The sequence below is a fragment of the Tundrisphaera lichenicola genome, from assembly GCF_051175385.1.
Lineage (GTDB): Bacteria > Planctomycetota > Planctomycetia > Isosphaerales > Isosphaeraceae > Tundrisphaera > Tundrisphaera lichenicola.
This window is the reverse complement of the sequence record NZ_CP195106.1, coordinates 5942944-5959342: the sequence shown is the minus strand read 5'-3', so window position 1 is coordinate 5959342 and position 16399 is coordinate 5942944. Positions and strand designations below refer to the sequence as shown.

Sequence of the window (16399 nt, the reverse complement as noted above, 5' to 3'; positions counted from 1 at the left end):
ATGAAATCCCATCGACGCGATTTCCTCCGCTCGTCCCTCTCGGCCAGCACCCTGGTGGCGATGGGGTCCTCGACCATCCCCGGATTCCTGGGCCGGACCGCTCGCGCGGCGGCGTCGGGGGGGATGGCCCAGGAAAAGGTCCTGGTGGTCGTCCAGCTCCTGGGCGGGAACGACGGCCTGAACACGGTGGTCCCGCACGGGATCGACGGCTATGCTCGGGGCCGTCGGGCCTTGCGGATCGCGGCGGGCCAGGTCCACAAGATCACCCCGGAGATCGGGCTCCATCCCTCCATGGGCGAGATGTCCAAGCTCCTCGAAGCGGGGAGGCTCTCGGTGGTCCAGGGGGTGGGCTATCCCAACCCCGACCGCTCCCACTTCCGCTCGATGGAAATCTGGGAGTCGGCCCGGTTGGATACCGGCGTGCCGGAGACCGGCTGGATCGGCCGGGCCGTCGATGCCCGACCGCCCGCCCCCGGCGACGACCCTTCGGCCCTCCACGTCGGATCGGGCTCGTCCCCGATCGCCTTGAGGTCGAAGCAGGTTTCGATCCCCTCGCTGGCCAGCCTGGAGGAATACCGGCTCAAGTTCCCCGGCGAGGCCCGGAAGGCGATCGAGGCGGTCGGCCAGGAGACTCGGTCGGCACCGGAGGCCGATGACCCGCTCCTGGGGTTCCTCCGTCGGAGTACCCTGGCGGCCTACGAATCGAGCCGACGGATCGAAGAGGTGGCCAAGCCCAAACCGGGCGGCCCGACCTACCCCGCTTATGGCCTGGCCCGCCGTCTCGAACTGATTGCCAAGGTGATCAAGGCGGGGTACGGGACGCGGATCTATTACACGACCCTGGACGGTTTCGACACTCACGCCAACCAACTGGCCGCGCACTCCGCGCTCCTGAATGAGCTGTCGGACTCGGTGGCGGCATTCACTCGGGACCTCGACGCGGCAGGGCAGGGGGATCGGGTGGCCGTCCTGGTCTTCAGCGAGTTCGGGCGGCGGGTCGCCGAGAACGCCTCCAACGGGACCGACCACGGGGCGGCGGCCCCGGTCTTCGTGCTCGGGCCGGTCGCCCACCCCGGCCTGGTCGGGCCTCATCCCAGCTTCGATGATCTCGACGATGGTGACCTCAAGCACGGGGTCGACTTCCGGCGCGTCTACGCCTCGATCCTGGAAAACTGGCTTGGTGTTCCTGCGGTCCCGATCCTGGGCGAAGGTTTCGAACCTTTGGGGCTGTTCCGACCGGCTTGAACCTGGTGCATTCGAGAGAATCCTGGCAAGCTTCCTGATGAGACGCCAGATTCCTGGTGGGAGTGGAAACGCGGAGGAGGGAGGACCGATCGGGGGTTCGAGGCCATCCGGGCCGTCTCCCGAAATAATCGGAGTCTGCTGTTCGGATGTGGTACACCATTCGTATAAAGAAGGTAAGAAGTCCATCGACCACGTCCGGCTCCCGCTCCGCGGAGTGACTCCCATGAATAGCCCTCGTCTTATCCGTCACGGATGGGGATTGGTCGCACTTTGCGGCTCCATCCTCCCCAATGCCATACAGGCTCAAGACCTGACCCCGCTGGACCCTCCCACCGCCGGAGTGTCCTCGGTCCCGCTCCCGCCGACTCCCTCCGAGGCCCTGCTCCCGGACTTGCAAGCGGGATCGACTTCGGATCAGAGAGCGATCCGCCCGACTTCGGAAGGGCCGCTCCACGAGGCATTCCTGTCCCCGCTGCGGGACCAGGAGCCCCGGTATGTCGAGAAGGCCCCCCCCGGCCCGATCGACGAGCGTCCGGGCGTCGATCCGCCCAGCGACAAGGCGGTCTGGATCCCCGGTTACTGGGAGTGGAATCCCGCCTCGCAGGGATATGTCTGGACGACCGGGACCTGGCGGAACCCGCCCCCGGGTCGGTTCTGGGTGAATGGGTACTGGAAGCGGGAAGACAAGGGATGGACCCGGATCCCGGGATTCTGGACCGATCGCCAGACCGATCGGATCGACTGGAAGAAGGAAGGGCCACCCGCCGGGCATCCCGACGACGACCCCGGGGCCTCGCCCGGTGAAGGCCACTTCTACGTCCCGGGCCATTACGCCCCCGACGGCGAGGGGGTCCTCTGGAAGAAGGGATACTGGGCGAAGGCCCAGGAGGGTTGGTCGTGGGTCCCCGCGCAGTGGGTCCGACAGTCGGAAGGCTGGACTTACCAGGATGGCTACTGGGATCGGACCCTCGAGGATCGAGGGACCCTGTTCGCCCCGGTCCAGGTGAGCGATCAGGACCAGGCCGCCGGCACCGTCTACCAGCCGATCACCCAGGTGGCTCCCGAGCAGTACGGCCAGCTCTATGGGGCGCTCGGCCGCCCGAACTCGTACTACGACGGCTACCCGGGCTACTATTACGATAATACGGGCCGTTACTACGGCTATGCCAACTATGGCAATCTCTCCTCGTACTACGGCTATCTTGACTACCCCTACACCTGCTCGTATGGGTATCCCTACCTGGCCCAGCCCATCGCGTACACGAGCTCGATCGGATTCGGCGGCTATGGCGGTTATGGATACGGCGGGTATGGGGGGTACGGATACGGCGGGGGGGGGCTCCTGGGAGGACTCCTGCGTAGGATCTCGTTCGGGTTCGGCAGCTACTACCCCTATTACGGATACGGCCTGGGCTCTTATGGCGGCTATTACGGGGGCTCGGGTCTGGGCTTCGGGTTGGGGGGACTTGGCCTGGGCGGTTTTGGTGGCTATCCCTATTACGGGTATGGGCTGGGCTACTACCCGGGATACTACGGGGGCTTCGGGCTCGGTGGCCTCGGCTTCGGCCTTGGCGGATTCGGCTACGGGCTCGGAGGCTGGGGCTACGGTCGAGGGGGTTACGGTCGAGGAGGCTACGGTTACGGCGGCCATGGGGGATATGGGCGAGGTCATCATCAGGGTGGCTATGCCGGACAATATCAGGGCAACCAAATGTATCCCCACGCCCCGAATCATCCCCAGGGTCGGCCGGGGAATCCGTGGAACGGAGGGGCTGGCGGAAACTCTCGTCCGGGGGGATCGGGGAATTTCCACTCTCCGGTCCTGGCCCGTCAGCATCAGGGGGGAGTGGGCGGGCTGGGCGGCGGTCAATTCGCCCACAATGGCGGAGGCCGTCCGATGGCTCCGGCCTCGTCGCATCCTTATGCCAATCCATTCCGGGGGAACACCGGGGGAGGGGGCCAGAATCGAGGGGTTGGCGTGAACACCGCCCGGTGGAATCCCGGTTATAACGGGGCCCATCATACGGCGGTCTCCCACAATGTCGCTCGCCCGAGCTTTACCTCGGGGCTGGGTCAAGCGGGGGGGATCAACAATCGCAACCTGGCCGGGCGACCGGGCCTGAATACCAACGTGAACCATCGAGTTGGCGGCAACCTCGGATGGAATCAAGCCGGAGGGCCTTCCACCGGCGCAGCGTTTCGGGGCAACCTCGGAAACCTGGGTGGCGGTCAACAGGGCCCGAACCGTCTCGGCGGAGGGCTGAACCAGAATCCGAGAGGGAATCTCGGTGGGCCCTCGACCGCTCACCTGGGAGCCCAGCATCTCGGGGCCGCGGCCCGTCAGGGGGGCTTCGGATCCCCGAATCAGGGAGGTTCTGCCTTCAACGCACCTCATCGGGGAAATACGCTCGGTGGAGGGATGGCTCACGTCGGCGGGATGCCGGGAGGGGCTTCACGCCTCGGTAACCCCGGCGTGGGAGCGACTCCCAGGATGGGAGGTTTCGCCGGAGGTGGGCAGCAACTCGGTAATCTCGGCGTGGGAGCGGCTCCCAGGATGGGAGGTTTCTCCGGTGGTGGCCAGCAACTCGGAGGGATACCACACCGGGCAGCTGTGGCCGGTGGATCCCAAAATCTGGGCGGATTCGGCGGAGGAGCCCAGCACATGGGAGGCTTCAGCGGTGGAGGAGCCCAGCACATGGGAGGCTTCAGCGGTGGCCACATGGGCGGAGGCTTCAGCGGTGGCCACGCCGGCGGAGGTTTCAGCGGAGGTCACGCCGGCGGAGGCTTCAGCGGTGGTCACATGGGCGGTGGCGGTGGCGGTGGCCACATGGGCGGGGGCGGAGGTCATGGTGGAGGGCATCGTTGATCGGTGCCGATCCACGAGGGATCGCAGAATACGAGAACGGCCGGGCGCGAGTCAAACTCGCGCCCGGCCGAATTCATGATCGGCGGGAAATCCCGCTCCGATCCGACTCAATGGCGGAAGTGACGACGCCCCGTGAGGATCATGGCCAGGTCATGATCGTTGCAGGCGGTCACGGTCTCGTCGTCCCGCTTGGAGCCGCCGGGCTGGATCAGGGCCGTGATCCCGGCGGCGGCGGCGACGTCCGGGCCGTCGCGGAAGGGGAAGAAGGCGTCGGAGGCCAGGACGGCCCCCTTGGCCTTGGCTCCCGCCTTCTCGACCGCGATCCGGACCGAGTCGAGCCGGCTCATCTGCCCCGCGCCGACGCCGATGAGTTGTCGGCCCTGGACCACGACGATCGCGTTGGACTTCACCGACTGGCAGATCCGCCAGGCGAACCCGAGCGAGGCCCGCTCGGCGTCGGTCGGCTGACGCTTCGAGGCGACCTTGCCGGCCGAGGGGTCCGGCTCCATCGTGTCCCAGTCCTGGACCAGCAGCCCCCCCTCGATCCGCCGGAGGTCGAAGCCGGAGGCGGGAGGGGTCCCCGGCCCGATCGGGGCGCCCAGCGCGATCAGTCGGACGCTGTTCTTCCAGGTGGGCTTGGTGGTCAGGAGCTGGAAGGCCTCGGGCTCGAAGTCGGGGGCGACGATCGCCTCGATGAACCGTCCGGGGGTGCAGATCCGCTCGGCGGTCGCGAGGTCGACCGGTCGGTTCAGCCCGACGATCCCCCCGAAGGCGCTGACCGGATCCCCTTCGTAGGACAGCTCGAACGCCTCTGCCAGCGTGTCGGCCTCGGCCGCGCCGCAGGGGTTGTTGTGCTTCAGGATCGTCGAGGCCGGCTGGTCGAACAGCCGGATCAGGCGGAGGGCGCTATCGAGGTCGAGCAGGTTGTTATAGGAGAGTTCCTTGCCGTGGAGGATCCCGGCGTTGGCCAGGTTCGGGCCCGTGTTCCCCGGCTCGACGTAGAAGGCGGCCCGCTGGTGGGGGTTCTCGCCGTAGCGGAGGACCGACCGCCGTTCGAAGCGGGGGCCGAGGCTGGAGGGGAAGGTTTCGGGGGAATCCCCCGCCTCGGCCTGGCTCAGGTAATCCGCGATCGCCCGATCATAGCGGGCCGACTGCTCGAAGACGGCCAGCGCGAGCGACTTCCGATAGGCCAGCGTCGTCCCCCCCCGGGATTCGAGCTGGGCGATCAACTCGGGATACTGGTCGGGCGATGTGGCCACGGCGACGTGGGCATGGTTCTTGGCCGCCCCTCGGATCAGGCTCGGCCCGCCGATGTCGATGTTCTCGACCGCCTCCTCGAAGGTGACCCCGGCCCGGGACACGGTCTCCTCGAAGGGATAGAGGTTCACGACCACGAGGTCGATCGGCTCGATCCCCTGGGCTTCCAGGGCCTCGAGGTCCCCGGGGACTTCCCGACGCGCGAGGATCCCGCCGTGGAGCTTGGGGTGGAGCGTCTTGACCCGGCCTCCGAGGATCTCGGGCTGGCCGGTATAAGCCGAGACCTCGGTCACGTCCAGCCCCGCGTCGGCGAGCGCGGTCCGGGTCCCGCCGCTGGCCATCAGGTGGACCCCGCGAGCGGCCAAAGCCTTCGCCAGTTCGATCAAACCACGCTTGTCCGAGACGCTCAACAACGCCCGACGGACCGGGACGATGTCGTCCATAATCGGCCTGCTCCCCGGAAGCGAACGAGGGCGGGACGACCCGCCCTCTGCCGCTTCGATGTCGAAAAAAGATCGAAGACCCAATACGTTACGGATTCGATCCGCGAGAAACCAGTCGAATTGACGGGATCGCTCGGCGTCGATCCGCCAAGTCCCGCCCTTTCGAGCAAGCTTCAATCAGTCGGGAGGAGCGGGCTCGTTGATGAGATCGAGGGCTTGAGTGGCCGCCGATCGGATCTCGGGATCCGGGTCCATCCGGGCACGGATCAACCCGGGTCGAGCCGCCACCGCGTCAGGTCCGATCTCGCCGAGCGTCTCGATCGCCCGGCGACGAAGGTCGAGCTCGGGTCGAAGGATCGCCTCGATCAGGGCCGGAACCGATGCGGCTCCGATCCGTTCGAGGGCCCACACCGCTTGCTCGGCGACGGACAAATCCTGATCGCCCAGGGCTTCGATGAGCGCAGGAATCGCCGGGGCCGCCTTGGGTCCGATGTCGCCCAGGGCCTGGGCGACGACGGAACGCATCGGCTGATCGGTGTCGTCGAGGGCCTTCGCGAGGGCATCGATCGCCTCGCGAGAATCCCGCCCGATCCTTCCGAGAGCCTTCGCCGCCGCGACCGCCAGGCGATCGGGTCGGAATATGACCGCGATGGTATTCAACGTTCCGGGGACCCTCTCGCCTCGATCCTTCGAGAGAAGCAGCGGGATCAGTTCCGGGATGGCTGCATCAGCCTTCGGCCCGATTTCCGCAAGGACCCCGGCGGCGTAGCTTCGGATTTTCAAGTCTTGATCCCTCAACGCTTCGATGAGCATCGGGACCGCAGGGGCCGCCAGGTCTCCGAAACCGCCGAGTGCTTGAATTGCCCCCAGTCGTAGGAACTCTCCATCCGAAGGATACTCGCAATAGTTGCTGTTTCCGCTGCCGAGCAACGAGGCGAGCCGGACCTGGGTCCCGGGCGGCATGCGGGTCGTCCCCTCGCCGGCCATCTCGACGAGCCCGCCGACGGCCTTCTCGCTCGCACCCAGGACATAAAGAGCCCAGGTTGCGTTCCATCGAACCTGGAGGTCGGAATCTTTCAGGAGCGGGACTAACGCATCGGCGGCATCGACTCGGAGGCGTAGACCTCGCGAGCGAGCCTCGGCCTCGGCCGGTTCGAGCGGTTCGTCATCGGAATCCTCGTCTGGCCTCGGCAGCTTTTCGGCGAGTGCTGCGAGTGTCATCGAGGCAGCATCCCGGACCCGTTCGTCCGAATCCTTCAACGCCTCCACCATCAGATTCATCGTTGACGGTGATAGTGCCTCCGCAAGCGACTCGACATCCCAGTATCGCAACGAGTCCTCCGCGCGTGCGGCATCCAGAAGCGTTCGCGCCGCCTCCTCGCCGCCTCGCTGAAGGGTCGCCAAGAGGCTGCGGGCGTCGACGCGGACCTCGAAATCGGCATCGTGAATCAACTCGTGCAAGGTAAGAAGTGCCTCGGGGATATTCGGCATAAGCCCCGGGAAATCGCCCAACGAATCGCCCTCATTCATGATTCCAACCCCGTGCCGTTCCGCGAGGATGTGCAGGACCTCGGCCTTTACCAGTCTCGGCGATTTCGGGTCGACCATGGCCTGGTAGAGGCGGGCCGATATCTTCTCTCCCAGGTGCTGGAGCGTATCGGCGACGTGGCGGCGAACTTTTTCCTCCGGGCTGGCGAGCAGGACGAACAGGCGGTCGATCATCCGAGCCTCCGCCTCCGGTCCGATCGCCCGCAGGGCCTGAGCTGCCTTCGACGAGACGTCGAAGTCGTTAACGTTCAGTCCCTCGAAATCACTCAGGACACTGCTAAGATCGGCCTCGGCGGAGGAGGCATCGGCACTGAATTGCCCCAGCGCAACCGCGGCGGCCAGGCGGACCCGCACGTCCATATCCTTGAGACGGGCGGTGATGAGTGGCACCGAATCGACCGCTTCCTTCGGGAAGAGGGACAGGGTTGCAACCACCTGGGCTCTCACGCGAGGATCGGAGTCGGCAAGTGCCTTCCGGAGCGTATCCCCGGCGTTGGGGGATCGGGCCAGCGTGAGGCGGCTCGCTTCCCTCTGCCGTTCGACGTCCTCCAGCCTACTTTCCCGATCGTTGGCGGATGACAGCTTGAGGGCCACCTCGGCCCGCACGTCCGCGTTCGGATCGTCCAGCGCGTCTAGCAGGCCCGAGATCACAGGATCCGAACCCAGGTCGATATTGCCGAAGAGTTTTGCCGAGGCCAGCCGAACTCTTGGGTCGGAGTCCTTCAAGAGTCCGAGAAATGTTCCGACCTCGGGACACTGGACCACGCCGAGTCGAGGGAGGGCCCTCAAGCAGGCGAGACGGACATCAGCCGATGGGTCGCCGAGCAATACCAGAAGACGGGGAAGGGCGGCCGAAGCCTCATCGCCGATGTCTTCTAGCGCTCTGGCCACGGCGGCCCGGACGCTCGGATCGGGATCCTGCAAAGCGGAGATCAATGGATCGATCGCAGACTGGGCCGCGGTTTCGTAAACGTAGGGTCTCATCCGGCCGCACCAACCGATCCGGCCCAGCGTCTCGGCGACTCGGGATCGAAAGGCGGGAATGGGATCCTTCAGGGCGGTGATCAGGACGGGTATTGCCGGACGGGCGGATGGGCCGATCCCTCCAAGAGCCGAGGCGGCCTCGGCTCGCAATTTCGGGTCTGACAGGAGCGTCGTCAGTCGGGGGACAGTTCCCTTCGCGTCGCCGCCGAGGAAGCCGATCGCCCTCAAGGCGACGATCCGGGCCTCGATCTCGGGACGATCGAGCTGACCCAGCAACACCGGGACTGCGGGCTCGCCGATGGCGCGAAGGACGGCGTAGGATCCTGCCGGACGGGGTTCGCCATCCCTTCTCCAACCCTCGTTGTCCGACTCGCGAGCCGGTGCCGGTTCGTCGATCGGCCCCGGTGCGAGCAGGGACCGGATCAAGGCGGGTGCGGCGTTCGCGGCCTGAGGGCCTAAATGTTCGAGTGCCCGGGCCGCGCCACCTCGGACCTTCGGATCTCGATCTTCCAGGGCACGCGTGAGGGGTCCGACCGCATCGGGACCGATTTGCCCCAGAGTCCCGATGGCAGCGTCACGGGTCCAATCGTCGGGGCGTTTCAAGGCTTCGATCAGGGCGGGGATGGCGAGCCTCGCCGAGGGGCCGATCCGCACCAGGGCTTCGCAGGCATGACGACGTGAGGCGGGATTTTCGCCGTTCAAGATCTCGATGATCGCGGGGATGACCGGCTCGCCAATTTCCTCCAGGGCCTTCATGGCCGAGGCAGCATATCGATCCGTCCTGGCCTTGAGATGGGAGACGAATGACGGGATCAGACGCTTCGGGTCCGGGTCCGTCGCGGCGAGGGCCAACGCGACCGAATCGCGAACATCGCGATCCGGGTCATCGAGTGCGTTCAAGAGAGCGGGAGCCGCCTGGCGAGCAGGTTGGCCGATTCGTCGGAGGACGTCGGCGGTTCCGGCTCGGATTCTCGGGTCGGGATCGGACAGCCCCGGGATCAACAGGGGGACGACCGAGGCATCAACGTCGGCCGACCGGCAGAGTTTGCGAAGTGCCCGAATTCGTGCCGGGTGATCGCCATGACTCCACAATTCGATCGCTACGGCCGGGTCACTTTCCGGCTTCAGAGGACCTTGCGCCGATCCGACCGGGGACAGGAGAGCCACGGCCAGGATCGAGATCAGGAAGTTGGTAGGTGCGTGCCCGGCCCGTTGGGACATCGAGGGACTCTCCCGTCGCGATCCCTAAGCGTGCGCGAGGAATGATCGGAGAACAGCCGTAAGATCGACGTTCTCCGATCTAGGGTTATTCAAGGAGTCTGAATGTCTCGGCGATCGAGACTCGTCGAGTAGGATTCGGGCGATCGTCCCCGACGAAGGTCTCCCGATCAGGCCGGGACCAACTCCAGCTGAATCTTGCGGATCGAGTGATCGACGACCAGGACGACGGTGACCTCGACGCCGTTGGCGCGGAACGATTCGCCAGGTTCGGGGACCCGGCCCAGGGCGTGGAAGGCATAGCCCCCGATGGTCTGGAAGTCGCCATCGGTCGGGAGTCTCAGGCCCAGCCGTTCGTTGAGGTCTTCGAGCGGCACGGCCGCATCGACCTCGTAGCGCGAGCCTCCCAGGGGCTCGACGGGGTCGTCGGGGGTGGGGACGTCGTGCTCGTCGTCGATCGGGCCGACCAGCTCCTCCAGGAGATCTTCCAGCGTGACCAGGCCGGCGACCCCGCCGTACTCGTCGAGGACGATGGCGATCTGGCTCCGCTGGGCCCTCAGCTCGTTCATCAGGTCGTTGGCGTTCTTGGTCTCGGGGATGAAATAGGCGGGCCGGACCAACTTCCTCGGCGCGATGGCGTCGGGGTCGGGCGACTCGGTCATCAGCGGGAACAGGTCCTTGGCGAAGAGGATGCCGAGGATGTCGTCGCGGTTCTCGCCGAACATCGGGATCCGGCTCAGGCCCGAGTCGCGGAAGGTATTCGCGGCCTGCCGGGCTGAGGTGCTGGACGGCAGGACGGTCATCGACGAGGCGGGGGTCATGATCTCGGAGACGTCGCGGCGTGTCAGCGCCACGACATGTTCCAGGATCGATCGGGTCGATTCGGGGAGGTCGGTCTCGACGTCCTCGGGATCGTCGGGGTCGGGCTGGAATTCGACCTCGACGCTCGCCGGTCGGGGCGGCGCATCGTCCGGCCCGGCGAGTCGATAGGCCAGCATCTCGGCGAGCTTGGCGGCCGAGGTCAGCGGGATCGCGGCGGCTCGGACCAGGCCGGCGATCGGCCAGAGCGAGTCGATCAGGGTCTCGGCCCAGACTCTCCCGATGACGTTGGCCGCCAGGTGGATCAGGACCGCCAGGCCGATCGCCAACAGCAGGACCACCTCGAAGGCAACCCAGGTGATCATCGAGCGGGCCGCCAGCGCCGAGAGCGCGGCGAAGGTCAAGCCGACGACGACCGCCAGCGATTCGGCGGCCCTCTCGGTCGACTCATCGTCGTGGGCGATCACGTCGGCCCGTCCGGGCCGGCCGTGGGCTTCGCAGACTTCCTCCAATCGGCTCCGGGAATAGGTCCGGAGTGCCCGACCCAGGGCAACCAACACCGCCTGGGTGGACAGCAAAGCGAGGCCAAGCCCCATGGCTCCGGCCAGGTTCAACGCGGCCAACTCTGCCCCTCCCGCCCTTCGAGGTCGCCCGAGCCTGGGCCGACCAGGGGGAATGTATTGATCAGGCCCTCGGAAGAGAGGATCTGCTCCTCGGAACGACGCATCTCGGCCTCGGATTCCGGGTCGGAATCGTCGAGCCCGCAGAGGTGCAGCAATCCGTGGACCACGTACAGGGCCAACTCGGCCCGGGGGTCGGTCCCGGCGTCGGCGGCGGTCGCGGCGGCCATCTCGGTTGAGACCACGAGTTCGCCCGACAGCTCGGAGTCTTCCGGCTCGGAGAGCTCGAAGCTGATCACGTCGGTCGGGTAGTCGTGCCCCAGGTGGCGGGCGTTGATCGACCGGATGGTGGCGTCGTCCACCAGGGCCAGCGAGATCGAGGCTTGCCCGACCCCTCGGAGGATCAGGGCCCGGCGGATCAGGCCGGAGAGGAAGTCGTGGTCGGCGGCGAGATGCGACTGGTTGTCGCTGATCTCGACCAGGATCTCGGCCGGGGGGGCCATTGTCGGGGTGGCGATTCGATCGGTCTCCATCAGGCGGTCCGTTGCTCCGGATACTTGACCCGGCCGTGGTAGATGCCGATGAGTGACTTGATCAGGCTCTCGCGGATCTCGGAGATCTCGCGAAGGGTCAGGCCGCACTCATCGAATTGTCCGTCGTGCAAACGCTTGTTGATCAGGTCGCGGACCAGCCCTTCGATCCGCGCGGGGGTGGGTTCGGAGAGGGTCCGGCTGGCACTCTCGACGGCGTCGGAGACCATCAGGATGCCCGCCTCCTTGGATTGCGGCTTGGGGCCGGGATAGCGGAAGGCCCCTTCGAGGACGGTCGTGCCGTCGTTGCTGGAACCACTCCGCTTGGTGGCCTCGTTGAAGAAGTACTCGACCAGGGTCGTCCCGTGGTGCTGCTCGATCAGGTCGATGATCGGCTCGGGCAGGTGATGCTGGCGTCCCAGATCGACGCCGTCCTTGACGTGGCCGATGATGATCAGGGTGCTCATCGCGGGGGCCAGATTGGCGTGGCGATTGGTCGCCCCGGCCTGGTTCTCGATGAAGTAGTGGGGCTTGAGCATCTTGCCGATGTCGTGGAAATAGGCCCCGATCCGGACCAGCAGGGTGTTCGCCCCGATCCGCTCCGCAGCGGCCTCGGCGATGGTTCCGACGGCGACCGAGTGGTTGTGCGTGCCCGGGGCCCGTCGGACCAACTCCTGAAGGAGCGGGTGGGCGATATCGCCCAGCTCCAGGAGGCTGATCCCGGTGATGATCCCGAATCCGGTCTCGACGAACGGCAGGAGGCCCCCGAGGAAGAACCCGGACATCAGGCCCCAGCCGGCCCTCCAGAGGCTGTCGTCCCTCACCAGCCGGATCGGCTGCTCCAGCCAGAGTCCGGTCGCCCAGGTCAGGACGGCATAGCCCAGGGCACAGAGGGCACCGACCTTGATGAGCTTGGTCCGAGTCCGGACCTCGTGCAGGCAGAGCACGCCGACCGAGGTCCCTCCCATCAGGACCAGGAAGTGGCCGATCCCGGCGTTCATCGCCACGGTCGTCAGCACGCTCAGGCCGAAGGTCACCATCAGCGCGAAGTGGGGGTTATAAGCGATCGCCAGGATCATCGCCGCGATCGCGACCGGGGCCAGTTCGGCATTCCAGGGCTGGATGGCCAGGAGCCGGGCGACCCCGAGCGCGACGACCGAGAGCGTGCAGATCATCGCGATCCGCCGGAGGTCGCCCGCGATCCTGGGCTCGTGTCGATAGATGTAATAACCGATGAGCGCGAACATCGCGGCCGAGAGGACCAGGACCGAACCGGCTCGGCGGAGCCGCTGGCCCCAGGTCCGCTGGGCGTTGGCGGCCTCGTGCTCGGCCCGGAGCAGGAGGAGTTGCTCCTCCTGGATCTCCTTGCCCTGCTCGACGATCTGCTCCCCCTTGGGATACGTCTCGAAGACGTCATCGACCGAGTTTCGCGCGACTTCGCGGAGGTTGTTGGTATAGGCCTCCTCGAAGGAAAGCGTGGGGCGTGCGGCCAGTCGGCCGGCGATCAGGGCGAACAGGCTGTTCCCCAGCGCGGGCGGGTTGAACGAGGCGATGAAGTCCTTTCCGACCGGACCTTCGGGCTTGTCCAGCCGCTCGCTCATCACCCGGTCGCGCGAGACCAGGCGCGACTCGGAGGTGGGCCGCCCCACCATGTGGACCGAAAGGGTCCGGCTGGTCTCCTCGTGGCGGGGGAGGATGTCAGGTCCCAGCACTCCGTCGCGGATCAGGGGCTCGAAGGCCTTGGCGATCCTCCGCTTGAGATCCTCGTGGCGTTCCGGGGTGTCGCTGGCCTCGCGAATGTCGTCGAACGAGTCGGGGGTCAGTTTCCACTGGCCCCGGAAGGACTCGGGGACGAGATCGAATTTCGGGGCCTTGGCGACGGCGTCGACCAGGTCGCCGAGGCGGTCGGCCAGGTCGCGGATCGGCGCGGGGTCATTCACCATCGACGGCGGGACCTGGTCGGCCTTGGCCTGACGCTCGGAGAGGGTCCGGACCATGTTCCGCCGCTGGAACTTATCGACCTTGACGCGGATCTCGCGCTCGGGCTTCTGGCCGAGTCGGTAGGGGAAGTAAGGCCCCGGACCGTGGACGATCGCGGCGGTCACCAGGATCGCGAAGCCGACGACGCCCAGCCGGGCGAGTCGGTCGCGCTGACGAGCCAGCCTTCCCTGCTGGAGGGCGATCGGGTTGGAAGGCCGGAGTTGGGCCCGGGAGAGTTTGGGGCGTCGTTTACCAAGGCTCATGGAAGGTCTCGATCACGCGCGGTCAACGGGCCCGAGGCCCGTCCCGTGCCGGAGTGTGCCACGCCCACGTGGGCGTGACTCCCGCCGAACCGCTTCATCCACCCCCGACCGGTCGGTCCGGGGCAAACTCGGGGCCGGAGGCCCGCCTCACTCCAAGGCGGGTAGGCCGACCTCGGGCAGGGGAGAACTGGCGACTTCCCGAAGTGGGATCTCCAGCTCGACCCGCCGGGACGGCTCGGTCTCCTCGTAGGCGTTGACGATGGCCTGGACCAGCGGATGGCGAACGATGTCCGACCGGTCGAGTTTGGTGATACCGATCCCGGGGACGTCGCGGAGCCGTTCCACCGCGTCGGCCAGCCCGCTCACCGTTTCCGGCGGGAGGTCGACCTGGCTGGTGTCTCCGGTCACGACGATCCGGGCGTTCTGGCCCATTCGGGTCAGGAACATCTTCATCTGCGGGACGGTGGCATTCTGCCCCTCGTCGAGAATTATCACCGCATCGTTGAGCGTACGACCGCGCATGTACGCCAGCGGCGCGATCTCGATCAGGTCGTTGCCCATGTAGCGGCGAATCTGGTCGTAGTCCATCAGGTCGTGGAGGGCATCCAGCAGGGGGCGGAGGTAGGGGTTGATCTTGGCTTCCAGGTCGCCGGGGAGGAATCCCAGGTGTTCCCCGGCCTCGACGGCCGGTCGGACCAGGACGATTTTCTTGATCTTACCCTTCCTCAACTCGGCCACGGCCATCGCCACGGCCAGGTAGGTTTTCCCGGTTCCGGCCGGTCCGATGCAGAAGACTAGCTCGTGATCGCGGAGGCAGGTGAGGTAGCGGGCCTGCCCTTCGGTCCTGGCCCGGACGACCCGGTTCCCCTCGCGGATCTCGACCGACCCGTTCCGATCGTCGGATTCGAGTCGGCTTCGCGATTCGATCAGGTCGGCCACGTCTCCGGCCGAGGCCGTCCGACGCTTCCGGTGCCATGCCTTTAATTCCTCGAAAACCTGGCGGGCCATCTCGACCCGGCCTGTTTCCCCTTCGACCCGGACTTCCCCATGGCGAGCGACGACTTTCACGCCGAAAGCGTCGCGGACCTGACGAAGGAACTGATCGCGGCTGCCGAAGACAGCCAATTCTTCGTCATGGCTGTCGAGCGAGATCGTGACTTCCGGCATGCCCTGCCTTTCGACGGACTCGGTTTCGCGCGAAAGTCGCGCGACAATGCAACCAAGTTCCAGGCCGGCCTCTCAACACTTATACTATCTTGAGACACATCGCGAAAAAACGCAACGTCGCTTGCCGGCCCAAAACGAGATTCTGAACACTTCAGTACGATCGACGAGGGTTCGAGGTTCGCGCTCCTCCTCGATTTTGTCTCGGGGAGGCGATCCGAAAGCCAATCGGAGCCAAGCCGGGCGAGTCGTCCGGGCCGAGACACTTGTCGATCCATTGGAGATTGCCTAGATTGTGGCCGCCTATCCCCGATCGTCCCCACATCTCATTTCGAAATCGAACCGAGGGAGCGAGACCCGATGTTGACCCGACGCGTTTGGCTGGGGGTGGCACTGGCCGCCCTGATCGTCCCCGCGGCCACCCTCCGGGGCGCCGAAGACAAGATTGACGGCGACCTCAAGGCCATCCAGGGCAAGTGGTCGATGAACTCGGAAAATGGCGACAAGATCACCTACACCGTCGAGGGCAAGAAGCTGAAGGTGGTCGCCCCGAGCCGGACCTACGAGATGACCCTGAAGCTCGACGCCGAGGCCAAGCCGAACAAGACCATCGACTTCAAGATCGAGGAAGGCCCCGAAGACGCCAAGGGCCAGACCTCGCTCGGCATCTACAAGCTGGACGGCGAGAAGTTCGTCTTCTGCTTCGCCCCCCAGGGCGAGCGGCCGAGCAAGTTCGAGACCGAGGGTTACGAGAAGATCGTCGTGACCCTGTCCAAGGATAAGGACTGATCGCCGATCTCTGGCCAGTACGCCCGGGGCAATGGGATGTCTCCCCTTGCTCCGGGCCGCCTCGACGTGGCCGACCTGGAGGGCCTTCAGGACCACCGACAGGCCGAGGTCGAACTGTCGGGCCTGGCTTGACCAGGCCGTCCTGGAGGGAGTAGAGGGCTGTCGTCGGGCCGGCTAAAATAGATGGAGTGACGATCGTCAAAGTTGTAACGGGTCAATACCCGATTCAGAACGGCGGTTTCTGATCCATCGTTTCAAGACTTACGTCGAGTCGAAGTTGGAACGGGTGGAGTAGAGGCACAGTTGACAGCAGGTCCCGAGGACGAGCCGATGCGATGGCCGCGACCCCGCTTCACCATCCGCTCGATGATGATCTCAGTCGCGCTCTCGGCCCTGGGAGTGTCAATGTTCCTGGCCTGGAGATGGTTGCACGACCACAACGCCTTCCTGAGCGTCGGTCCATACCCAAACCACTTCTTCACGATCAGCTTCTGACTGCCGAGCCCGAACAGTTGTGACGCTTTGAGTATAGCTCACCGGGCACGACTGAAGGAATTCGTACTCGTTCGATCAGGTCGGGCCGATCGTCCCCTGTTCAGCGGCTCGCCAACGCCGGATCGTCCGCCCTCGACCCGCTTGCCTGACCCCCCCCGCTCGAACATCAGTCGGCCTC

The 16399-nt window shown here is 66.0% G+C and carries 10 protein-coding genes; 4 read left to right on the top strand and 6 right to left on the bottom strand.

Annotated elements, in window-relative coordinates; translation table 11 throughout:
• Nucleotides 1-1245 (top strand): DUF1501 domain-containing protein, encoded by a 1245-nt coding sequence (locus P12x_RS23385; protein ID WP_435007356.1) that lies wholly within the window; start codon nt 1-3, stop codon nt 1243-1245.
• A gap of 223 nt (nt 1246-1468) precedes the next feature.
• The gene (locus P12x_RS23380; protein ID WP_435007355.1) at nt 1469-4111 is read left to right on the top strand and encodes a hypothetical protein; all 2643 of its coding nucleotides are present in this window, start codon (nt 1469-1471) and stop codon (nt 4109-4111) included.
• Nucleotides 4112-4218: 107 nt separating this feature from the next.
• Here P12x_RS23380 and purH read toward each other — a convergent pair whose 3' ends face one another.
• From purH to P12x_RS23350, 6 genes are all read right to left on the bottom strand, one after another.
• Nucleotides 4219-5811, bottom strand: a complete 1593-nt coding sequence (purH, locus tag P12x_RS23375; RefSeq protein ID WP_435007354.1) for a bifunctional phosphoribosylaminoimidazolecarboxamide formyltransferase/IMP cyclohydrolase — start codon at nt 5809-5811, stop codon at nt 4219-4221.
• A gap of 177 nt (nt 5812-5988) precedes the next feature.
• Complete coding sequence (locus tag P12x_RS23370) at nt 5989-9564, bottom strand: HEAT repeat domain-containing protein (RefSeq protein ID WP_435007352.1); 3576 nt, start codon at nt 9562-9564, stop codon at nt 5989-5991.
• A gap of 167 nt (nt 9565-9731) precedes the next feature.
• Nucleotides 9732-11003: a hemolysin family protein gene (locus tag P12x_RS23365; protein WP_435007351.1), complete on the bottom strand. Its 1272-nt coding sequence runs from the start codon at nt 11001-11003 to the stop codon at nt 9732-9734.
• Nucleotides 10991-11533, bottom strand: coding sequence for an rRNA maturation RNase YbeY (ybeY, locus tag P12x_RS23360; RefSeq protein WP_435007350.1), 543 nt, complete (start codon nt 11531-11533; stop codon nt 10991-10993). Before ybeY ends, P12x_RS23365 begins: the two co-directional genes overlap by 13 nt.
• On the bottom strand, nt 11533-13773 hold the full coding sequence (locus P12x_RS23355; RefSeq protein WP_435007349.1) for an HD family phosphohydrolase: 2241 nt from the start codon (nt 13771-13773) through the stop codon (nt 11533-11535). The genes ybeY and P12x_RS23355 overlap by 1 nt, the downstream gene beginning before the upstream one ends.
• Nucleotides 13774-13920: 147 nt before the next feature.
• Nucleotides 13921-14940 carry a PhoH family protein gene (locus tag P12x_RS23350; protein WP_435007348.1) on the bottom strand — a complete coding sequence of 340 codons (1020 nt, stop codon included), beginning with the start codon at nt 14938-14940 and terminating at the stop codon, nt 13921-13923.
• Nucleotides 14941-15297: 357 nt separating this feature from the next.
• Here P12x_RS23350 and P12x_RS23345 point away from each other — a divergent pair, with 357 nt between their 5' ends.
• Nucleotides 15298-15726 (top strand): TIGR03067 domain-containing protein, encoded by a 429-nt coding sequence (locus P12x_RS23345; protein WP_435007347.1) that lies wholly within the window; start codon nt 15298-15300, stop codon nt 15724-15726.
• Nucleotides 15727-16056: 330 nt separating this feature from the next.
• On the top strand, nt 16057-16221 hold the full coding sequence (locus P12x_RS23340; RefSeq protein WP_435007346.1) for a hypothetical protein: 165 nt from the start codon (nt 16057-16059) through the stop codon (nt 16219-16221).
• Nucleotides 16222-16399: the final 178 nt, after the last annotated feature.

Coding starts and splice junctions, on each gene's coding strand:
- P12x_RS23350 (WP_435007348.1), bottom strand. CDS start 14,940: ATGCCGGAAGTCACGATCTCGCTCGACAGCCATGACGAAGAATTGGCT.
- P12x_RS23370 (WP_435007352.1), bottom strand. CDS start 9,564: ATGTCCCAACGGGCCGGGCACGCACCTACCAACTTCCTGATCTCGATC.
- ybeY (WP_435007350.1), bottom strand. CDS start 11,533: ATGGAGACCGATCGAATCGCCACCCCGACAATGGCCCCCCCGGCCGAG.
- P12x_RS23340 (WP_435007346.1), top strand. CDS start 16,057: ATGCGATGGCCGCGACCCCGCTTCACCATCCGCTCGATGATGATCTCA.
- P12x_RS23345 (WP_435007347.1), top strand. CDS start 15,298: ATGTTGACCCGACGCGTTTGGCTGGGGGTGGCACTGGCCGCCCTGATC.
- P12x_RS23355 (WP_435007349.1), bottom strand. CDS start 13,773: ATGAGCCTTGGTAAACGACGCCCCAAACTCTCCCGGGCCCAACTCCGG.
- purH (WP_435007354.1), bottom strand. CDS start 5,811: ATGGACGACATCGTCCCGGTCCGTCGGGCGTTGTTGAGCGTCTCGGAC.
- P12x_RS23380 (WP_435007355.1), top strand. CDS start 1,469: ATGAATAGCCCTCGTCTTATCCGTCACGGATGGGGATTGGTCGCACTT.
- P12x_RS23385 (WP_435007356.1), top strand. CDS start 1: ATGAAATCCCATCGACGCGATTTCCTCCGCTCGTCCCTCTCGGCCAGC.